We start from the raw sequence: 20,308 nt of genomic DNA, 5'->3' as shown, positions 1-20,308 counted from the left end.
AAATTGAATGAGCATCGATTTTCGTAACGAATATTTCTATTATTTCCTTATCTTGTTTGCAGCAAGTTTTCTGTGTTTTGTCAATCTGGGCGGGCACCCGGTTTACATTTTAGATGAAGCCAAAAACGCTGAAGCGGCACGCGAAATGTTTGTAAATAATAACTGGATTGTCCCTACTTTCAATGAGGAATTGCGCACTGACAAGCCAGCTTTGCATTATTGGTTTATGATGATTGCTTACAAATTATTTGGTGTAAGTGCATTTTCAGCGAGGTTTTTCTCTGCAGTTTTTGGAATTTTAACCATTGTTTCAACTTACCATTTTACGAAAAAATTTACGACTAGAAAATTAGGATTGATCACCACGTTTGTCCTTTGTTCCGCCATATTTTTCATGCAGGAATTTCATTTGGCTGTGCCCGATCCTTACCTCATCTTTTTTGTGAGTTTTGCGTTGTTTAATTTCTTTGATTTTTATTTAAACAGAAAAAGAAGCAATTGGCTATTTTTCTATATTTCTCTGGGTTTAGGCGTACTGGCCAAAGGTCCTGTCGCAATAGCTCTTCCCGGTTTGATTATCGTTTTATTTTTAATTTTCAAAAAAGATTTCAAATTAAAATCCATTCTAAAATTTCATCCCATTTTAGGTGGATTGATCACGTTTGCCATCTGTATCCCTTGGTATTATTTGGTTCACAAAGCAACCGGTGGTGCATTTACCGAAGGCTTCTTTTCCGAACATAATTTAAATCGATTTGGAGGCGGAATGGAAGGACATGGCGGATTACCATTTATCACTTGGGCTTTTGTTTTGTTGGGATTATTGCCTTATTCCTTTTTCATCATTCAGGGATTTATTCATTCGTGGAAAAAAAGAAATACCAATGATTTCATCATGTTTTCATTTTTGGTTTCTGCTGCATTCATTATATTTTTCAGTATTTCGGGAACTAAATTGCCCAATTACCCGATGCCTTCATATCCATTCATAGCAGTTTTAATTACTTTTTATCTCAATGGAATTCTCGACAAATCTATTTCGCTCAAAGGCTACAAAATCAGTCTTTGGGTTTTGTTGGTTATTACGATTTTGATGCCGATTGGCGGATATATCGCCTTAGCTTACGCCGAACCGCAATTGTATTCCGTGCGTTTTTCCAGTTTTCTTTTATTGATTTTACCGTTGGGAAGCACCATGGCATTGATTTATTTAAGAAAAAATAAAATCCTTGAAAGCATCATTTCATTGGGACTCGCTTCCATGTTCTTAACCATGGAATTGTTCTCATTCATTTATCCGAGATTAACAGCACAAAGTCCGGTCAGTTTAGCCGTAGAAAAAGTTGATACAAAAGGAAAAGCAATGCTTTACAAAGGATTTGACCCGGCATTTTTATTCAATTTCCAACGCACTTTTCCATTTTCAGATGACAAAGCAACTGCATTAAAATTCCTTCAGGAAAACCCAGACGCATATATCATTACCAAAGAAAAATTCTTCAATTCCGAGTGGAATGATGTAGATTCGGAAATTATTTTGAAACAAAAATCTTTGTTTGAGAATTATACAACTGTTATTTTCAAGTTAAAATGAATCAAAAAACCATAATTATCACCGGGAGTTCTTCTGGAATAGGAGAAACACTGGCAAATTATTTCGTGCAAAAAGGACACAATGTGTATGGACTTTCGCGTTCGCGACAAAATAAAATTTCCTTCAACCATATCGCCACAGATATTACAAATAAAGAAAACATCATCCAATCCATTCACCAAATTATCAACGAAACCGGACGAATAGATGTGCTCATCAACAACGCTGGTGTTGGAATGCTCGGTGCCATCGAAGATGTAACCAAAGAAGATTTGGAAAAACTCATCAACGTCAACATCCTCGGAACAATTTATACTATGCAGGCAGTTTTACCGCTGATGCGTTTGCAGAAATCAGGTCATATTTTAAATGTTTCATCTATTGCGAGCAACCATGGATTACCATTTCGCGGATTTTATTCGGCTTCGAAAAGTGCTGTAGACAGGATTACAGAATCCGTCCGATTGGAAAATAAAAAAACAGGAATCGAAATCACAACGCTCAACTTTGGCGACATACAAACGCCGATTGCTGAAAGCAGAATACAAAGTACAGTTTCCGGGTTTTATAAAAACAATTTCGACAAACTTCTAAAATCTATCGATGAAGAAGTGGAACATGGCATGAAACCCGAACAACTTATACCCACTATTGAAAAATTAATCAACAAAAGAAATTTAAAACCGCATTATCACATAGGAAAACCGATGCAAACTTTTTCCATTACGCTCAAGCGAATCATCGGACAAAGGAAATTTGAACAATTATTGGCAAAATATTCTAAACTGGATTAAAATGACTGTAATCTGGCATTTCAAAAATTTTGATGAATTAACCACGAAAGAATTGTATGAAATTCTACAACTTCGTGCTGAAGTTTTCGTAGTCGAGCAAAATTGTCCTTACAACGATATAGATGGAAAGGACTTGAAGTGCGGACATCTTTGGGCCGTTTTAGAAAATAAAATCATAGCTTGTACACGCATCGTTCCGCCAGGTGTTTCTTATAATGAAGCCTCTATCGGCAGAGTTGCCAGCCATGCAGATTACCGTCATTTGAAATTGGGGTATCAGCTTATGAGCCATTCACTCGAAATCATTGAAAACGTTTACGAAACAACTTCTGTACGGATCAGCGCACAATCTTACCTAAAAAATTTTTACGAAAAATGTGGTTTCAAACAAGTTTCAGAGGAGTATCTGGAAGACGATATTCCGCATATGGAGATGTGGAGAAGTTAAACTTATTCCGTCAACAAACCTTCAGACTCTATTTTATAAGAGTGAATTTTTATAGAATCCAATGCTTCTTTTATTAAATAAAATGTCTCTACAGAATTATATTTTTCACGCTTGATTTCATAAATAAATAAGTATTCTGAATTAGAAGAAGTTCCGCTTACAACAGCCGTTTCCCAATGTTTCAGCTCCTTCCCCAAAAGTTTTCCTAATTTATTTTTGATGAATTCATTTTCCTTCATCAATTTCTCTTTACTGCTTACTTTATAAAATTCTTTCCCGAAAAGCGAAAGATTTTCATTTTCCTTGTCCAGCAATATATTATCGAAATAAATATCCATTATCCTTTCCCCTTCTCGCTTGTCGCTTTCATTATTTTTTTTCTGAACCGTAAACTCATTTGTACATGAACAAATGATAAGTGTAAAAGCAATAAATAGTGTTGTTTTCATAATTTATTTTGGTAAAGATTTTAATTAGTTTAAATTAAGCAAAATAATTCCTCCTGCGATCGCTTGTATCCCTAAAACCAAGAACACAATTGCACCTACTTTTTGATAAGCAGGAATGGTTTCCCTAATCATTATTTTTGTTTTGTTTTCTCCAGGCTCGTCTTGTAGCAAAGCCAAATCAGCAACCTCAAATCTATAACCAGCATCATGTTCAGGTGTTAAATAAGCATACTCAAAAGCCGGCATCCCACGATACCTAAACTTATAACTTATCATCATTTTCCGCAAAGGGATTAAATCATTAAGGTTACCAAAAATCTTTAAAGAAAATTCCCTGTCATAATTCAAATGACCTCCCATAACACATACAGCATAAAGTTGATTGGCTTTCAAGACCAAATCAAAAATTCCGTCCCCGGAATCAGAATTATATAATTCTTTCGCCGTCCTCATCGTATAAAACCAGAAACTTGAGCAGCTAAGCAAAAGCAGACCTATTAATAGAATACCCATAAATTACATTTAATAACAAAACTCAATCAGCAAATAAAACAAAAAATCCTATCAAACAAATTTCAATCTGGATAGTAAGATAAATCGATTCTAGTAAAAAATCAAAATGAGTAAAATTTTTATGTTCATCTTAAATTTTGTTCAAATGTGGTAAAATGGATTAATTAATAGGAGAATTTTGATTTTAATCTATAAAATTATTTCCCTAAATTGTAGATTTTATTAGATTTACAGCCTGATGGAAAATTTGGTGAAATTAAATATCAAAGGCATTTCGTACAGCCAGACACAAACTGGTGCGTATGCTTTGATTTTGGAAGAAGAATTGGGTGGGAGAAAATTACCGATAATCATCGGAAGCTTTGAGGCTCAATCTATTGCATTGGCCTTAGAGAAGGACATTCGTACGCCACGTCCGTTGACACATGATTTGTTTGTATCTATCGGCAGGGCATTTTCTTTTAAGGTCAAAGGAGTTTTCATCCATAAATTAGAAGACGGCGTTTTTTATTCGAACATACTTTTTGAAGACAAAGATGCGATGGAGGAGGAAATCGATTCACGTACTTCGGATGCGATTGCTTTGGCAATCCGGTTTGATGCACCGATTTATGCTTTGGAATCCGTGATGGAAAAGGCTGGAATTCATCTGGAAGTTCAGGAACAAGAAGAGGAAAGTATCGCAAATGCTATCAGAGAAATCGAAGAAGAAGTAGCTAAACAAGAACACAAACATGATTTTTCGTCTAAATCCAAAGAGGATTTGGAACGGGAAATGAAAGAAGCCGTGAAAAATGAAGACTACGAAACGGCTGCACGTCTGCGCGACGAATTAGATAAACGCTAAAATTTAATACCACAACACATTTATGTCAATAAAACTCAGATTGATCATCATGAATTTTTTCCAGTTTTTTGTCTGGGGAGCATGGTTGATCACAGTTGCGAACTATTGGTTTGGAACTAAACAATGGGATGGAACACAATTCGGGATTATTTTTTCCACAATGGGTATTGCTTCTTTGTTTATGCCAACAATAACCGGAATAATTGCTGACCGATGGGTAAATGCGGAAAAATTATATGGAATTTTACAGATAGGTTATGCAGCGGCGTTGTTTTATCTAACGACGGTTGATGACCCGAATACTTTCTTTTGGGTAATGCTTGTAGCAATGTGTTGCTATATGCCGACGATTGCTTTGAATAATTCTATTTCCTATTCTTTATTGAAAAGAAATAATAATTATGATGTGGTAAAAGATTTTCCACCGATTCGCGTTTGGGGAACGGTTGGTTTTATTGCGGCCATGTGGTTGACGAATCTAACGGGAAGCAAGGCTTCTGAATTCCAGTTTTACATTGCTGGGATAGCAGCTTTGGGGTTAGGTATTTATGCATTTATGTTACCTGCGGTTCCGCCGGAGAATTTAACCAAAAACGAAAAATCAAGCTGGGTACAAGTTTGGGGGTTGGATGCGTTTAAACTTTTTAAGAGTTACAAAATGGCATTGTTCTTTGTGTTCTCTATGTTTTTGGGTGCTGCTTTGCAATTAACAAATGCTTATGGTGACGTTTTCTTGGATGAATTTAAACATTTTCCGAAATATGCGGACTCTTTTGTGATTCAATATTCTACGATTATCATGTCGATTTCACAGATTTCCGAAACGCTTTTCATCTTGGCAATTCCATTTTTTCTGAAAAGATACGGCATCAAAAAAGTGATGCTGATATCGATGATTGCCTGGTGTTTACGATTTGGATTGTTTGCGTACGGGAACCCAACAGATGGATTGTGGATGATCATCATGTCTTGCGTGGTTTATGGAATGGCATTTGACTTTTTCAATATTTCGGGCTCATTATTTGTGGAAACAAATACGAATTCTAAGATTCGTTCTTCTGCACAGGGGCTTTTTATGATGATGACCAACGGTATCGGAGCGGTTGTAGGAAGTGTGCTTTCAGGCTGGTTAATTGATAAATTTTATACGCGTACGTTTGAAAATACAGCTGAGCTGGCAACTTTTTTAGAAACAGAACCGACGAATAATTTGTTGGTTGAATTCATTCAAAAACAAAAAATAGATATTTTGGATAACGGTGTTTTGAGCAATGTAATCATGATGAAAGACTGGCAGGGAATCTGGACGGTATTTGCTTTGTATGCTTTGGTAGTGGCGATTTTGTTTGCGATACTATTCAAACATAAACACGACCCGAAAGATATAAATGTTTCGCATTAATTATATCAAATCATTTAGGTTTTAAAGTTTCCACATCATTATACTTAAGTTGCTTCATAATTCATAAGAAACTTGAAGGATTACCTTATTATACAGCGAATTAAATCCTTTCGTAGCGGACGAATGAGTATTCGTACAAATGTTTTTCATCTTTAGAGAATTTTTCTCTTGCAGTTTCAGTCCATGTTTTCGAATTGATTTCAGGAAACTTTGTATCTCCCTCAAAAGGATGATGAACTTCCGTCACTTCCAATGCATCTGAAATGTCCAACGCTTGTTCATAAATGTTTCCTCCGCCAATGATAAAAATATTCTCATCGATTTCCTTTGCTTTTTCAATTGCTTCTTGGAGTGAGTTGACCACCAAAACGCCTTCAAAATTCCAGTCTGAATTTCGTGTAATTACAATGTTAGTTCGGTTGGGGAGTGGCCTTCCGATGGATTCAAATGTTTTGCGTCCCATAATAATAGGATGTCCTGAAGTCAACGCTTTGAATCGTTTCAAATCATTAGGCAGGTGCCAAATCAATTCATTGTTGTTTCCGATGATATTGTTTTCTGCTTTTGCGACGATGGTTGTAATCATTAGTACAAAATTAAAATCCTTGCCAAAGTTAAATAACCCTGACAAGGAAGTATTATTTTTCTATAAATTATTTAATGCTTTCCAAAGCTCCGTTCAAAACAGTTACCTGTTCTTCTAAATTTTTTGAAGGATTCGCAATGTTTGCTTGATTTTTCAAAGAAATCGCTTGTTGAATCGTTTGTTTTAAAACCATGACAGCGCCCGGGTTGTCCTTCAGATAATTTGCAACTTGTTTATACAATGAAGCTGCTTTTTTGGTTGAATTCAAATCATCTGCAGCCATCATCCAATTGAATCCTTTTTCCAATTTACCACCTAAAACCGGATCTTGGTATTTGGTGAAAGTGAATAACGCAACCGATTCTGCTATCACAGGTAATTTGGTTTTGTCATTGTTTTGAATCCAAGTTGGCAATAATTCAGCAATCAATTCAGGGCTGTTTTTCAAAACTTCATCGTCTAATTGTGTCAATTCTGAAATTTTCGTCGGATCCAATCGCATCAAGCCTGAAGCCGCAGCTGCCTGCACACTGAAAGATTTACTTTTCAATCCATTCTGGAAAATTGAAATGTCTTTTTCTTCCATTTGATTCAAAACATTTAAAGCTGCCGATTGTACCAAAGTTTTCGGATCTGAAGCGGCCAGTTTTTTCAAAACCGGAATTGCTTTTTCCTTCACTTTTGAATATTGAGGGTCTAATTTGTAAATCGCATGAGTTCTGATTCCGTAATAAGGATCATTCAACGCGGAAATCAAAGTATTCAACGCCAATTCATTCGTAGATTGCGCATCAGCAAAGGCATCGATCGCCAATAACCTCGAAATGAATTCATCTTTGGCAGTTTTGTACTGCGCCGCAAAAGCTTCGATAGATTTGTTGTCGGTGATGTCACAAAGGATATCCTGATCGGCATTTGGAATCACAACTTCCGGATTTTTATTTGCCTCAAATTCAAATGAATTTTCTTTTTTCTTCGCAATCCAAACATGATGACGCGTCGCTTTTCCATCTACAACCACATCAAATGCAAACGGGAACTCAAACAATTGGTTCGTTTGATTTTGAACCACCGTTACTTTTACTTTTTTCGAAGAAGCATTGTAATCATACGCGATGTTCATTTGTGGATGCCCGTTTGCGAAATACCATTGGTCAAAAAACCAATTTAAATCACGTCCGCTCACGGATTCCATCGACAATCGCATTTGCACTGCTTCGGCCGTTCCATATTCGTAATCGTGTAGATATTTACTCAATCCTGCGAAAAATGCTTCATCACCCAAATATCCTCTCAACATGTGCAAAACACCCTTTCCACCTTTATTGTAAGAAACGCCGTCGAACATATCTTCGCGTGCATTGTAGTGTACACGAGCCAGGTTTTTATTGAAATTTGCAGGATCCATTTTGTATCCTTGCAAATCATCGTAACGGTCTTGTTCGGCTTTGTCCTTGCCGAATTTGTGTTCAAACCAAAGGTATTCTGAATAATTAGCCAATGATTCATTGACTGTTAAATTCCCCCAGCTTTCTGTCGTTACCAAATCCCCAAACCAATGGTGAAACAATTCATGCGCGATGGTTCCTTCCCATGTATTTTCATCGATCAATTGTCCCGGTTTTTGCTGAACGCCTTCGGCGAAAATTACGGCTGTAGTGTTTTCCATCGCGCCGCTAACATAATCTCTTGCTGAAATTTGATGGTATTTATTCCAAGGAAATTCATATTTCAACAATTCCGAAAAGAAACCAATCATTTCGGGGGTATTTCCGAAAATTTCTTTGGCATAAGGCGCATATTCATGTTCGACGTAATAATCCACATCGATATTTTTCCATTTGTCTTTCGTAATCGAATAATCTCCAATTCCTACAAAAAACAAATAAGGCGCGTGTTTTTTGTCAAATTTCCAGTAATCTGTTCTCGTTCCGTCCGAATTTTTGGTTTGTTTTTCCAATTTACCATTCGATAGCGAAACAAATTTATCGGGAACCGTAAGGTACATTTCCTGTGAAGTTTTCTGATTGGGCTTGTCAATTGTTGGAAACCAGCAAGAGCTTGATTCCGTTTCACCCTGCGTCCAAACCTGCGTCGGCTTGTCCGGATCTTGTCCGTGTGCATTGATGAAATACATTCCTTTCGCATCTGTAATCGCAGAGCTTCCCTCTTGTTTTACTTCGTTGGGACGCGCTGTGTATTTGATATAAACAGTATATTCCTGATTTCTTTTGTAAGTTTTATCCAATTCAATTTTTAATTGAAATTCATCGTTGGTAAATTTCAAATTCTTTTTAGAACCGCCCGTTACCAAAGCAACTTCATGGATGAGCATTGCTTTTGCATCGAGCAACAAAGTATTCGTATCGTAAAAGTGAGGTTTTGCCGTTACCCAAGCTTCACCATTGACTTGTTCTTTCTGGAAATCAAATTTCAAATCCAATTTGGTGTGAACCAAAGAATTGATTTTTTCTGCTTCCGCGCGGTAAATATCCATTTTATTGGATTGATTTTCACGGTAACTCGGTGGCAAGGTTTCTTTGACTTGTGCATAGGTTGTGGCACTTACCAAAAAAGCAAATGCGATGCTGAATATTTGTTTTTGCATTGTAATGATTATGAATTGAATTGGTCGAAAGATAATAAAATTTGTTACAACTGGCTTGCAAAAGGGGTGTTAGGATTTAATCTTTTAAATTATTTTGAGTTTAGATTATTGACATTATCAAACACTTGTTGTCTGTATGGTAATGCGAACTTTTCATCTAAAACTTCTATAAAACCATCATTTGTAATATGGAAAATGGAGTAGCCATTTAGAATGTTATTCACCGGAGGAGCAAAATCATAATCATTCATTTGGTATAAATTTTCATTTAGTTTTAAAATCGAATTTTCATAGGAGTGAAAACCATCTGTCCAACTAGAATAGATTTTTGAAATTGATTTTAAATTGCTTCCTGATTTTATAGCAAGTATTTTCATGTGTTCGCTATTTCCTGCGAAAAATCCTTTTGAGTTTTTAGTTTCTGCTTTTAAAATTAAAAAAGAAAGAGAATCATTAATCATTTTTTCTTCCATAAATTCGGCTTTAACAATTGAATCAAATAAAGGATTTCCAGCCATAAAAATTAAGTCGGATAAAGATTTGTTAATATGTAAAGCGCAAGGTTTGGATGCTTTCTGAACAAAGTAAATTTCTAAATTATCTTTTCTACATGAACTCAAAAAATCAAAATTAATAATCTTTCCTTCTTTAAAATTTTTATATTTAACTAATCCATCAGAATATAAAATAGCATCTGGATGTTCGGTGCTGACTGTATATATTGAAGTAAATTTTTTATTACAAGAGAATAAAATAATACTAAGCAACAATAGGATAGTTAAGTTTTTCATGTGTACTAAACGAAAAACATAATAAATATTTTAAAACTATTTCCGAAACAACCCAATCGTATAATCCACCAATTCCATTCCGCCGCGTTCACCATGTCCTGGGATCACGGTTTGGATGTCGGGATATTTTTGTTTGAGTTTGGTTACGGTTTCTGACCAAGCACTTTCATTTGCATCACACAGATAACCTTTTGTAGCATCCATTTCTTTGAGCAAACAACCGCCAAACAAAGTTTTTTCATCGGGGAAATAAGCGGTGATATTGTCTTTTGTGTGACCTTCTCCGAAATAATTCAAATAAACTTTTTTGTTTCCAACTTTTAGCTTGAATTCTTTATCGATTCCATTTTGAGGAATGTTTTTTCCATTGTCTTTCAATAATTCAATAGTCAGATGATTTGCATAAGAAGGTACGCCGATTTTATGAAACTCATCCAGTCCGCCGATGCAGTCTTCATGAAAATGTGTAGCAACGACAGATTTGATTTTCATATTTCGATTTTGTAAAAATTCGATTAATTCTTCAGAACTTTCGGCATCCGCCGGCGTATCAAAAACTGCTGCTTCGCCATTGTCAACCACAATCATTCCGTTGCAAGGAACCTTTCCAAAATCATTTGTTTGTAAATAAGAAATGTGCTGATAAACGTTTTCTGAAAGTTTGATTACGATTAAATTTTTGGACTCGTAGGTCGTATATTGTTGTTGACTTTCTAAAATTTGTTTGGAACAAGAAATAAACATAAAAAATAGAAATAGGAACGAAATTGATTTCATTGAAAACTCGAAATTTATAATTTAAAATAGAATAAAACTAAACCGCCACAGCGCCTTTGATATGCGGATGCGGATCATAATTTTCCAAAATGAAATCCTCAAATTTGAAATCGAAAATATCTTTCACTTCCGGATTGATTTTCATCATTGGAAGTGGTTTTGGATCACGCGAAAGTTGTAATTCGATTTGCTCAGAATGATTCGAGTAAATATGCGCATCTCCAAAAGTATGTACAAAATCTCCCGCTTGCAGTCCACAAACTTGCGCCACCATCTGCAACAACAAAGCATACGAAGCAATGTTAAACGGCACTCCCAGAAATACATCGGCGCTGCGCTGATAAAGCTGCAAAGACAATTTTCCTTCCGCCACATAAAACTGGAAAAAGGCATGACAAGGTGCCAAAGCCATTTGATCTAATTCGCCTACGTTCCACGCAGAAACGATAATTCGCCTAGAATCAGGATTGTTTTTAATTTGATCAATCGCAACTTTTATCTGGTCGATGGTTTCGCCATTTGGTTTTCCCCAGCTTCTCCACTGATGACCGTAAACAGGTCCTAAATTTCCGTTTTCATCTGCCCATTCGTTCCAGATACGCACACCATTATCTTGAAGATATTTCACATTGGTATCACCATTCAGAAACCAAAGCAATTCATGAACTATAGATTTCAAATGCAGTTTTTTGGTCGTCACTAGCGGAAATCCATCCTGCATGTTGAAACGCATCTGATAACCGAAAACGCTCTTGGTTCCCGTTCCGGTGCGGTCTTCTTTCATTGTTCCGTTTTCTAAAATATGTCTGGCTAAATCGTGGTATTGCTGCATTTTGAGTTAAATTGAATTGCAAATTTCGGATAAATTAAAACATAAACCGAATTAAAATATTCACAAACTTATAAACGAAACTCGAATTTTTAACTTCGAATTTCGTCAAAGTTATTTCGTAAGTTTGCCCAATGGAAAGAGATAGAGAATCAGGAATATTTGGATTGCGTCCGGTAATTGAAGCGATTGAGGCAGGAAAAACAATCGATAAACTTTTTGTGCAGACAGGTTTGCAAGGTGAAATTCATTCGGAATTAAGAAAATTAATTACCGAATTTGAAATTCCTGCGCAGTACGTTCCGGTTGAAAAATTAAACCGATTGACACGCAAAAACCATCAGGGCGTTTATGCATTCATTTCTCCGATTGAATTTGATTCCATAGAAAACATCCTTCCACAAATTTACGAACAAGGCAGAACACCTTTCCTTTTGATTTTGGATCGCGTGAGTGACGTCCGCAACTTCGGTGCGATTGCCCGAACGGCAGAATGTGTCGGTGTTGATGCGATTATCATTCCGCAAAAAGGTTCCGCTTCCGTAAATGCCGATGCGGTAAAAACTTCAACGGGTGCTTTGTACAACATTCCGGTTTGTAAAGAACCGAGTTTGAGAAGGGTTTTTGATTATTTGCAACAGTCAGGAATTCAGATTGTGAGCGCAACAGAAAAAGCGGCAGATTATCTTTATGATGCCGATTATGCCATGCCGACTGCAATTGTAATGGGTAGCGAAGAAGACGGAATTTCTCATGATTTGATTAAAATCTCTGATAAAATTGTTAAATTACCTGTATTTGGCAAAACCTCATCTTTAAATGTTTCCGTTGCCTGCGGTGCATTTCTTTACGAAGTGGTAAGACAAAGAGGTGAATTCAAATAAGTTTAAATTAATTTTTTAACTTTGTCCTCAAGTGGAGAAAATTCAAAAAATATTCATCCTTTTCATTACCTGCATCATGCTGGCTGCTCCGGCAATGGCCTATACTTCGATTATGGTTTTGCCCGATAAAAAAGAAGTGGGTTGCTGTGCGGAAAAATTGGATGAACATCATTCTGAAAATTCCCATGATTCCAAAAGCTGTAAAGACGAAAAGCATTGTGGTGACAATTGCCCCACGCACGATTGCTGTGTACACATGAACGTTCTGAAAAATTTCGTTCAAAATTCAAATCCAAAATTAAATTCCGTTTCATTTCCTTTGGAGCAAATTAAAAACGAACATTACCTCAGTTTTTATTTCAAAGACATTTCTTATTCCTTCTGGCATCCGCCAAAATATGTTTCATAATCTGATTTAAGCGAATTTCAAACTTCGAATTTCGTAAAACCTTATTGAAAATTTTAATCAAATGAAATGTATAAAAAACTTATTTATATATTCCTGTTGTTGATTTCCGTAGGATTATCTGCACAGGAAAAAACAGAAACTTTAAAAGTAAAAGGCAATTGTGACATGTGCAAAGAGCGCATCGAAAAGGCCGTAAAAGAATTGCCGTCAGCAAAAGGAAATTATGATTTGGAATCAAACACATTGACTGTGACTTTTGATTCGAAATCCACTTCTCTCGATGCAATTGCAAAAAACATCGCTAAAGTCGGACACGACAACGACTTATATTCGGCAGAGAAATCAGTCTATGAAAACCTTCCAGGATGTTGTTTATACACCCGTGATGATTCATCCGATGAAGTTCATTCTGAAATGAATTCAACCCTCAAAACCGAAACAATAAAGGTCAGAGGAAATTGCGGTTCGTGCAAAAAACGAATTGAAAATGCCATCAAAACTTTTCCTTCCGCAAGCGGGAATTGGGACATCATCACCAAAGTTTTGACTTTAACGTATGATTCTACCCAAACTTCCAAAGATGCAATAATGAAAAAAATTGCAGAAGTAGGACATGACAATGAATTATACACAGCTCAAACTTCTACTTACGATGCACTTCCCGGATGTTGTTTGTATGATCGCGAAGTCGATTGGGAGAATGTCGAAAATAGCGAAGGAACACACGTGATGGAAGGTGGAAATCAACATAACCAAACATCAAATGACGGTCACGACAATTCATCCCATGACGGACACAACCACGATGACGAAGCAGTTGATTTAACTACAGCAACCATTACCGGAAACAAGGCAGCTCATGGGTTTGATAAAAATGCGGTGGGTTTGATGGAGAACATCAGCGACAAAGAATTACTGAAAGCGGCTTGTTGCAACTTGTCTGAAAGTTTTGAGACCAATGCAACAGTCGATGTTTCCTATGCCAATGCGGTTTCAGGGACGAAACAACTCAAAATGCTCGGGCTCGACCAGAAATACATTTTGCTTACCAAAGAATTATTACCCGAGATCCGTGGGATTTCTTCCGCTTATGGGATGAATTTCATTCCGGGAAGATGGATTCAAGGAATTCAGCTAGCAAAAGGTGGCGGTTCGGTGACAAATGGATATGAAGCGATTGCCGGACACATCAACACGGAATTGTACAAATCCCACGACAAAGCCAAAACTTCCATCAATTTCTTCGGAGACATCAATACCCGATTCGAAGGAAATTTTGTGCATAACGATGCGATAGATGATCACTGGACACAGTCCATTTTATTACACGCAAATGCGACTACCGACCGACAAGACCACAACGACGACGGATTCATGGACCAACCAATTGGTAGAAATATCAACGTGAGTTATTTATTGAATTACAGCGACGCCGGACATTCGGGACTCATGACTCATTTCGGAGTAAATTATGTAAATGACCACAGATTGGGCGGACAGACGGCATTTAGAGAAGATGCTGATAAAGGAACCACAAACGCTTACGGAATCGGAATCGACATCCAGCGTTTTCAGGTTTGGAACAAATCCGGATATGTTTTCGAGGGAAAACCTTATCAAAGCATCGGTTGGATGAACCAGTTCAATTACAATGAACAGAAAAGTTATTTCGGACTCCGCACTTACGATGCCTCACAACGAACTTTTTATTCAAATTTAATTTTTGAAAGTATCTTCAGCAACACCGCTCACAAATACAAAACTGGATTGAGCTTTTTGTATGACCAATACGATGAATTATACAACTTGATTAATTTCAAAAGAAACGAAACTGTTCCGGGAGCCTTCTTTGAATATACTTACACCGGAGATAAATTGACGGTAGTCGGTGGCGCAAGGTTGGATTTACACAACTTAGCCGGAACGCAGTTCACGCCAAGGTTAAATGTGAAATACGACATTACACCTAAAACAATTTTACGCGCTTCAGCCGGACGCGGATTCAGAACCGCCAATATTTTTGCAGAAAGTCAGGCTTATTTGGCTTCCAACCGTCAGATTGTTATCAACGAAAACGGAGGTGATATTTACGGATTGGAACCGGAAATTGCATGGAATTACGGAATCAGCTTACAGCAGGAATTCAAATTTTTCGGTAGAAAAAGCACCGTTGTAGCCGATTTATTCCGAACCGATTTCCAGAATCAGGTAGTTTTAGATTTGGATGATTCTCCACAGACCATCTTGTTTTACAATTTAGACGGAGATTCTTATGCCAACAGTTTACAGATCCAGTGGGACTTCCAGCCGATAAAAAGACTCGAAGCACGTTTGGCTTATAAATTTTACGACACCCAAACAGACTACATTTCAGGTAAAAACGAACTACCATTCACCTCTCAGCACCGTGGATTCTTAAACCTCGCTTACAGCACTTTAAGAAAAACAAACGGTTCCCTTTGGAATTTCGACACGACTTTGCAATGGGTAGGCAAACAACGTTTGCCGAGCACAGCATCTAATCCACATGAATTTCATACTCCCGATTATGGCGAATCTTATTTCTTGTTAAATGCACAGATTTCCAGAAATTTCAACAAAGTTTTGCGTTTATATGTCGGCGCAGAAAACCTGTTGAGTTACACACAGCACCATGCGATTATAGATGCGCAAAATCCTTTCAGCAATTATTTTGATGGCGGAATGGTTTATGCACCCATTATGCCGGCGAATTTTTACATAGGAATCGATATTGATTTTTAAATTATTTTGGATTAATTATTTAGTGAAAACCTCACAGTTTTTAAAAACCTGTGAGGTTTTTTAGTTTTGAATTGATTAAATTTGAATTCATATCTTAAATCTAAATTCTAATATCTAAAATAGAAATCATGAAATACACAACCATTATCGGAATACTTCTCATCGCCATCGCCATTGTCGCATCATTTGTCGGTAAAATAAAATTCGGCGATTTATTGACTCAGCCTGAATTCGTTTTAGGACTTTTATACGGCGGAGGACTAGGGATTTTAATCGGAGGAATAATCGGCTGGATGTACAAAAAGCGCAACAAAGCACAAACCATTCAAACCACAAAAGTACAAGATACAACACCGCCCACCGGCAGCCACAACCTCTAATTTATTGTTATTCAGAACTTGCTGAAGTATCTTTTTTAGCTAAATACTTCTGATAATAAAAAGCCGGAATCAAAATCAAAAGTAAAACAGGCTGTATCAAAAACCGCCTGATGTAGAATCCCATATTTTCCCCAAGAGAAAATTCAGTTTCCACAAAATAAATATAAATCGGCAGCAAAATCAGAAAGAATCCAGCATAAATATAACTAGTAAACAGTATATAATTTCTGCTCCAAAAGATCAATCCAATAATTAAAATTGAGATTATTGTGTTGATCAGATACCTCGAAATAACACTCAAAACCACACGTGCTAAATCATATTCAGGATATTCACTATTGATGAAATCACCTTTGAAAAACTGCAGGAAAGGATCATAAAACAATTCTTTTTCAAAACCCCTCACCAAAATCAAACAAACAACCAAAACCGCTGCCAGCAAATACCTAAGCCATTTGTTCATCTGATTTCTTTTTTGGTTTCAAAGCAAAGTATTTCACCCACACAATCCACAAAATAACTATCGTTCCGTAAAGTATTGCAGGGAAGAGATAATCATGCGCCATTTTGGCATAATCTTTATGAAAGGCAAAAATGTAGTTCAGCAACGAAATCCGCAGAATATTCATAATTTGAATAACTATCAATCCACCTAAAATATAAAGTATCGTTTGTTTCCAAGTAGTAGAAAAAGCTATTACAAATGCAACGAAAATAATCATTATTGAAATCGCATTACACCCTTCATTTATGTAAGAAGTTCTTTTTCCCTCAGTATAAATCCACGTCCAGGGGCGCATTTCATCGTCTTTTTGATAAGATTCAAATCCAGCAATATTCATGCAGCCGACTGTCCATTTTGCAACCGTTTGACTATAAGGATCGGGCTTGTTTTCAGAATGGTATTGCGAAAGATAAATATTGTAAATTCCCACCATCGCAATCCATGCAATTATGAATTTCAACAAAAAAATCAATACAGGTTTAAATTCTTTCATAGGTTTCAAACGAAAAACAAAGTTAATCATAAATTTAATCATGTAAATCCCTTAAATTTGTCATTCAAATTAAATTAATGGAAACTTTAGAAAAACGCATCGACATCATTTTTGCATCAAATATAGAGAATGAAGGTAAGCTTCAAAAAACTTGTCAATTGCTTCACGACGAAGTCTCACATTACAATTGGGTTGGATTTTATTTTACCAATGGCGACAAGCAAGAACTGATGTTGGGTCCTTATGTGGGCGCAGAAACCGACCACACCATCATTCCATTCGGGAAAGGGATTTGCGGTCAGGTTGCAGTTTCCAACGAAACTTTTGTCGTTCCGGACGTTTCGAAACAGGACAATTATCTTTCGTGCAGCATCGATACTAAATCTGAAATCGTTGTACCGATTTTCAAAAATGGGAAAAATATTGGACAGATAGACATAGACAGCCATGAAATTAATCCATTCACCAAAAAAGATGAAGATTTGCTGAATTATGTTTGTAAAAAAGTTTCTGAAGTAATTTAATGAACGAAATTCTCAAATATTTTCCAGATTTAACTCAAAAGCAAATCGAACAATTTTCTGCTTTAAAAGATTTGTATTTCGAATGGAACGAAAAAATCAACGTTATTTCTCGAAAAGACATTGATGAACTCTACACCAAACACGTACTTCATTCGCTTGCCATTGCCAAAGTGATTTCTTTTGAAAATGGAACACAAGTTCTGGATGTCGGAACTGGCGGTGGATTCCCTGGGATTCCACTTGCTATTATGTTCCCGGAAGTGGAGTTTCATTTGGTAGATTCTATTACTAAAAAGATTTTGGTTGTAAACGAAGTGTCTTCAGCAATTGGCTTGACCAATTTAAAAGCCGAAGCAAAACGTGCTGAACAAATCAAATCCAAATTTGATTTCGTGGTTTCGCGCGCAGTTACAGCCATGCCTAAATTCGTAGAATGGATCGAAGATAAATTTGAATCCAAAGAGCAAAATTCAATGCCTAACGGAATCCTTTATCTGAAAGGTGGCGATTTAGAAGAGGAATTATTTACATTTCCACAAGCGCAGATTTTTGAAATCCCCGACTATTTTGACGAGCCATTTTTTGAAACTAAAAAAGTGGTTTACATTTCTGCAAAATCACTTTAAATTTTGTTGAAAACTAACGGTTTCGAGAGAGTTATATGCTTGAAAGCTCGTTAAAATTCCGTACCTTTGTTAGGTTAATTCAGTAAGAAAAGATTTATGAGTAATAACACTTATACGGCTGATAGTATTCAGGCGTTAGAAGGTATTGAACACGTGAGGATGCGTCCGTCCATGTACATCGGAGATGTAGGGACGAGAGGATTGCACCACTTGGTATATGAAGTTGTTGACAACTCGATTGACGAGGCGCTTGCAGGACACTGCGACAGAATTTTTGTAACGATTCACGAAGGAAATTCAGTAACCGTAAAAGACAACGGTCGTGGAATTCCTGTGGACATGCACAAAAAAGAAGGGAAATCTGCCCTTGAGGTGGTAATGACCAAAATCGGTGCGGGTGGTAAATTTGACAAAGACAGTTACAAAGTTTCCGGTGGTTTACATGGTGTGGGTGTTTCTTGTGTGAATGCACTTTCAACCCACTTAAAAGCTGAAGTTCACCGCAACGGAAAAATCTATGTTCAGGAATATGAGAAAGGACATAGCATTTATGATGTAAAAGAAGTGGGCGAAATTGACGACCGCGGAACTACGGTTACTTTCCAACCTGATAATACAATTTTCAACGAAACCGTTTACAATTACAATACGTTGGCTTTGCGTTTGAGAGAATTGTCATTCCTTAACAGAGGAATTACAATCACCATCACAGACGAAAGAGAAAAAGACGACAAAGGTGAATTCGTAACAGATACTTTTCATTCAGAAGGTGGATTGAAAGAATTTGTGGAATTCGTTGACGGAAACCGCGAAGCTTTGATGCAGGAAATCATCTACATGGAAGGCGACCGCGATGGTGTTCCGGTAGAAGTGGCGATGCGTTACAATACTTCATACAACGAAAATTTACATTCATATGTAAACAATATCAACACACACGAAGGAGGTACGCACTTGGCTGGTTTCAGACGTGCTTTGACGAGAACTTTAAAGAAATATGCTGATGAAAATTTCAACCTTGCAAAAGAAAAAGTTGAAATCGTAGGAGATGACTTCCGCGAAGGTTTGACTGCGATTATTTCTGTAAAGGTAATGGAACCTCAATTTGAAGGACAAACCAAAACTAAATTAGGAAATTCTGAAGTAAGTGGTGCGGTTGATAAAATCGTTGGAGAAATGTTGACCAATTATTTGGAGGAACATCCGAACGAAGGGAAAATCATCGTGGAAAAAGTAATTCTTGCTGCCAAAGCAAGACAAGCTGCGAAGAAAGCCCGTGAATTGGTACAACGTAAAAACCCGATGGGTGGAAGCGGTTTGCCTGGTAAATTAGCCGATTGTTCCTCTAAAGATCCGGCTGAAAGTGAACTTTATCTTGTCGAGGGTGATTCCGCAGGGGGAACAGCTAAACAAGGTCGTGATCGTCATTTCCAAGCGATTTTACCATTGAAAGGAAAAATCTTAAACGTAGAAAAATCCATGGCGCATAAAGTTTTGGAAAATGAAGAAATCCGAAACATTTATACTGCTTTGGGCGTTTCTATAGGAACGGAAGAAGACAGTAAAGCATTAAATTTAGCCAAATTACGTTACCATAAAATCGTAATCATGACCGATGCCGATGTCGACGGTAGCCACATTACAACTTTGATTTTGACATTCTTCTTCAGATATATGAAGGAATTAATTGAAAATGGCTATATTTACATTGCTACTCCACCTTTATATTTGTTGAAAAAAGGTGCAAAGCAACAATATGCTTGGGGTGAAAACGACCGTGAACGTTTGGTGGCAGAATGGTCCACAGACGGTACCGGAAAAGGAATTGCAGTACAGCGATACAAAGGTTTGGGAGAGATGAATGCTGAACAATTATGGGAAACAACCATGAATCCTGAACACCGAACGCTCAGACAAGTGACGATTGATAATGCAACGGAGTCTGACAGAATTTTCTCAATGTTGATGGGCGATGATGTTCCACCACGTAGAGAATTTATAGAGAAAAATGCGATGTACGCAAAAATTGATGTGTAATTTATTTTCTGATTAATACTACTAAGAATGCCTTGAATTTCATCTGAAT

General features: G+C 36.9%; 21 protein-coding genes. 12 read left to right on the top strand and 9 right to left on the bottom strand.

The features are described 5' to 3' along the window. Positions 1-7: 7 nt before the first annotated feature. The 3 genes from B8977_RS05255 to B8977_RS05245 are packed head-to-tail and all read left to right on the top strand — an operon-like array spanning position 8 to position 2,836. A complete protein-coding gene (locus B8977_RS05255) occupies positions 8-1,594 on the top strand; it encodes an ArnT family glycosyltransferase (protein ID WP_084016642.1) in 1,587 nt (528 codons plus the stop codon). Continuing rightward, complete coding sequence (locus tag B8977_RS05250; RefSeq protein ID WP_084016641.1) at positions 1,591-2,388, top strand: SDR family oxidoreductase; 798 nt, start codon at positions 1,591-1,593, stop codon at positions 2,386-2,388. The genes B8977_RS05255 and B8977_RS05250 overlap by 4 nt, the downstream gene beginning before the upstream one ends. 1 nt (position 2,389) lies before the next feature. Next, complete coding sequence (locus tag B8977_RS05245; RefSeq protein ID WP_084016640.1) at positions 2,390-2,836, top strand: GNAT family N-acetyltransferase; 447 nt, start codon at positions 2,390-2,392, stop codon at positions 2,834-2,836. Positions 2,837-2,838: 2 nt separating this feature from the next. Here the strand turns inward: B8977_RS05245 and B8977_RS05240 are convergent, their stop codons facing one another. Then, positions 2,839-3,285 carry a hypothetical protein gene (locus tag B8977_RS05240; RefSeq protein WP_084016639.1) on the bottom strand — a complete coding sequence of 149 codons (447 nt, stop codon included), beginning with the start codon at positions 3,283-3,285 and terminating at the stop codon, positions 2,839-2,841. A 24-nt stretch (positions 3,286-3,309) separates the two neighbouring features. After that, a complete protein-coding gene (locus B8977_RS05235; protein ID WP_143736338.1) occupies positions 3,310-3,798 on the bottom strand; it encodes a hypothetical protein in 489 nt (162 codons plus the stop codon). Between the two features lie 238 nt (positions 3,799-4,036). On the opposite strand from B8977_RS05235, the gene B8977_RS05230 reads away from it, so the two are divergent. Beyond that, complete coding sequence (locus tag B8977_RS05230) at positions 4,037-4,645, top strand: bifunctional nuclease family protein (protein WP_084016637.1); 609 nt, start codon at positions 4,037-4,039, stop codon at positions 4,643-4,645. Between the two features lie 22 nt (positions 4,646-4,667). Continuing rightward, positions 4,668-6,047: a nucleoside permease gene (locus tag B8977_RS05225; protein ID WP_084016636.1), complete on the top strand. Its 1,380-nt coding sequence runs from the start codon at positions 4,668-4,670 to the stop codon at positions 6,045-6,047. 100 nt (positions 6,048-6,147) lie between these two features. Here the strand turns inward: B8977_RS05225 and B8977_RS05220 are convergent, their stop codons facing one another. The 5 genes from B8977_RS05220 to B8977_RS05200 all read right to left on the bottom strand — a co-directional run bounded on the left by B8977_RS05220 (position 6,148) and on the right by B8977_RS05200 (position 11,641). Further along, positions 6,148-6,633: a dihydrofolate reductase gene (locus B8977_RS05220; protein WP_084016635.1), complete on the bottom strand. Its 486-nt coding sequence runs from the start codon at positions 6,631-6,633 to the stop codon at positions 6,148-6,150. Between the two features lie 67 nt (positions 6,634-6,700). Then, complete coding sequence (locus B8977_RS05215; protein ID WP_084016634.1) at positions 6,701-9,241, bottom strand: M1 family metallopeptidase; 2,541 nt, start codon at positions 9,239-9,241, stop codon at positions 6,701-6,703. Positions 9,242-9,330: 89 nt separating this feature from the next. Beyond that, positions 9,331-10,032: a hypothetical protein gene (locus B8977_RS05210; protein WP_084016633.1), complete on the bottom strand. Its 702-nt coding sequence runs from the start codon at positions 10,030-10,032 to the stop codon at positions 9,331-9,333. 36 nt (positions 10,033-10,068) lie between these two features. After that, positions 10,069-10,809 (bottom strand): subclass B1 metallo-beta-lactamase, encoded by a 741-nt coding sequence (bla, locus tag B8977_RS05205; protein ID WP_084016632.1) that lies wholly within the window; start codon positions 10,807-10,809, stop codon positions 10,069-10,071. A 37-nt stretch (positions 10,810-10,846) separates the two neighbouring features. After that, positions 10,847-11,641 carry a thymidylate synthase gene (locus B8977_RS05200; protein ID WP_084016631.1) on the bottom strand — a complete coding sequence of 265 codons (795 nt, stop codon included), beginning with the start codon at positions 11,639-11,641 and terminating at the stop codon, positions 10,847-10,849. Between the two features lie 131 nt (positions 11,642-11,772). Here B8977_RS05200 and rlmB point away from each other — a divergent pair, with 131 nt between their 5' ends. The 4 genes from rlmB to B8977_RS05180 all read left to right on the top strand — a co-directional run bounded on the left by rlmB (position 11,773) and on the right by B8977_RS05180 (position 16,074). After that, complete coding sequence (gene rlmB, locus B8977_RS05195) at positions 11,773-12,522, top strand: 23S rRNA (guanosine(2251)-2'-O)-methyltransferase RlmB (protein ID WP_084016630.1); 750 nt, start codon at positions 11,773-11,775, stop codon at positions 12,520-12,522. Between the two features lie 31 nt (positions 12,523-12,553). Next, positions 12,554-12,931, top strand: coding sequence for a hypothetical protein (locus B8977_RS05190; protein ID WP_084016629.1), 378 nt, complete (start codon positions 12,554-12,556; stop codon positions 12,929-12,931). Positions 12,932-12,997: 66 nt separating this feature from the next. Further along, the gene (locus B8977_RS05185) at positions 12,998-15,694 is read left to right on the top strand and encodes a TonB-dependent receptor domain-containing protein (protein WP_084016628.1); all 2,697 of its coding nucleotides are present in this window, start codon (positions 12,998-13,000) and stop codon (positions 15,692-15,694) included. Between the two features lie 128 nt (positions 15,695-15,822). Next, positions 15,823-16,074, top strand: coding sequence for a hypothetical protein (locus tag B8977_RS05180; protein ID WP_084016627.1), 252 nt, complete (start codon positions 15,823-15,825; stop codon positions 16,072-16,074). A 7-nt stretch (positions 16,075-16,081) separates the two neighbouring features. On the opposite strand, the gene B8977_RS05175 is transcribed toward B8977_RS05180, so the two are convergent. Further along, positions 16,082-16,537: an exosortase F system-associated membrane protein gene (locus tag B8977_RS05175; RefSeq protein ID WP_084016626.1), complete on the bottom strand. Its 456-nt coding sequence runs from the start codon at positions 16,535-16,537 to the stop codon at positions 16,082-16,084. Continuing rightward, on the bottom strand, positions 16,521-17,072 hold the full coding sequence (gene xrtF / locus B8977_RS05170; RefSeq protein WP_084016909.1) for an exosortase family protein XrtF: 552 nt from the start codon (positions 17,070-17,072) through the stop codon (positions 16,521-16,523). The genes B8977_RS05175 and xrtF overlap by 17 nt, the downstream gene beginning before the upstream one ends. Positions 17,073-17,149: 77 nt before the next feature. Here xrtF and B8977_RS05165 point away from each other — a divergent pair, with 77 nt between their 5' ends. From B8977_RS05165 to gyrB, 3 genes are all read left to right on the top strand, one after another. Continuing rightward, positions 17,150-17,596: a GAF domain-containing protein gene (locus B8977_RS05165; RefSeq protein ID WP_084016625.1), complete on the top strand. Its 447-nt coding sequence runs from the start codon at positions 17,150-17,152 to the stop codon at positions 17,594-17,596. After that, positions 17,596-18,222, top strand: coding sequence for a 16S rRNA (guanine(527)-N(7))-methyltransferase RsmG (gene rsmG, locus B8977_RS05160; protein WP_084016624.1), 627 nt, complete (start codon positions 17,596-17,598; stop codon positions 18,220-18,222). The genes B8977_RS05165 and rsmG overlap by 1 nt, the downstream gene beginning before the upstream one ends. A 96-nt stretch (positions 18,223-18,318) precedes the next feature. Beyond that, on the top strand, positions 18,319-20,259 hold the full coding sequence (gyrB, locus tag B8977_RS05155) for a DNA topoisomerase (ATP-hydrolyzing) subunit B (RefSeq protein WP_084016623.1): 1,941 nt from the start codon (positions 18,319-18,321) through the stop codon (positions 20,257-20,259). Positions 20,260-20,308: the final 49 nt, after the last annotated feature.

Origin of the sequence: Moheibacter sediminis, assembly GCF_900176425.1 — a bacterium.
GTDB classification, from domain to species: Bacteria; Bacteroidota; Bacteroidia; order Flavobacteriales; family Weeksellaceae; genus Moheibacter; species Moheibacter sediminis.
The sequence above is the reverse complement of the archived record's forward strand: the minus strand, read 5'-3'. Positions and strand labels throughout refer to the sequence as shown.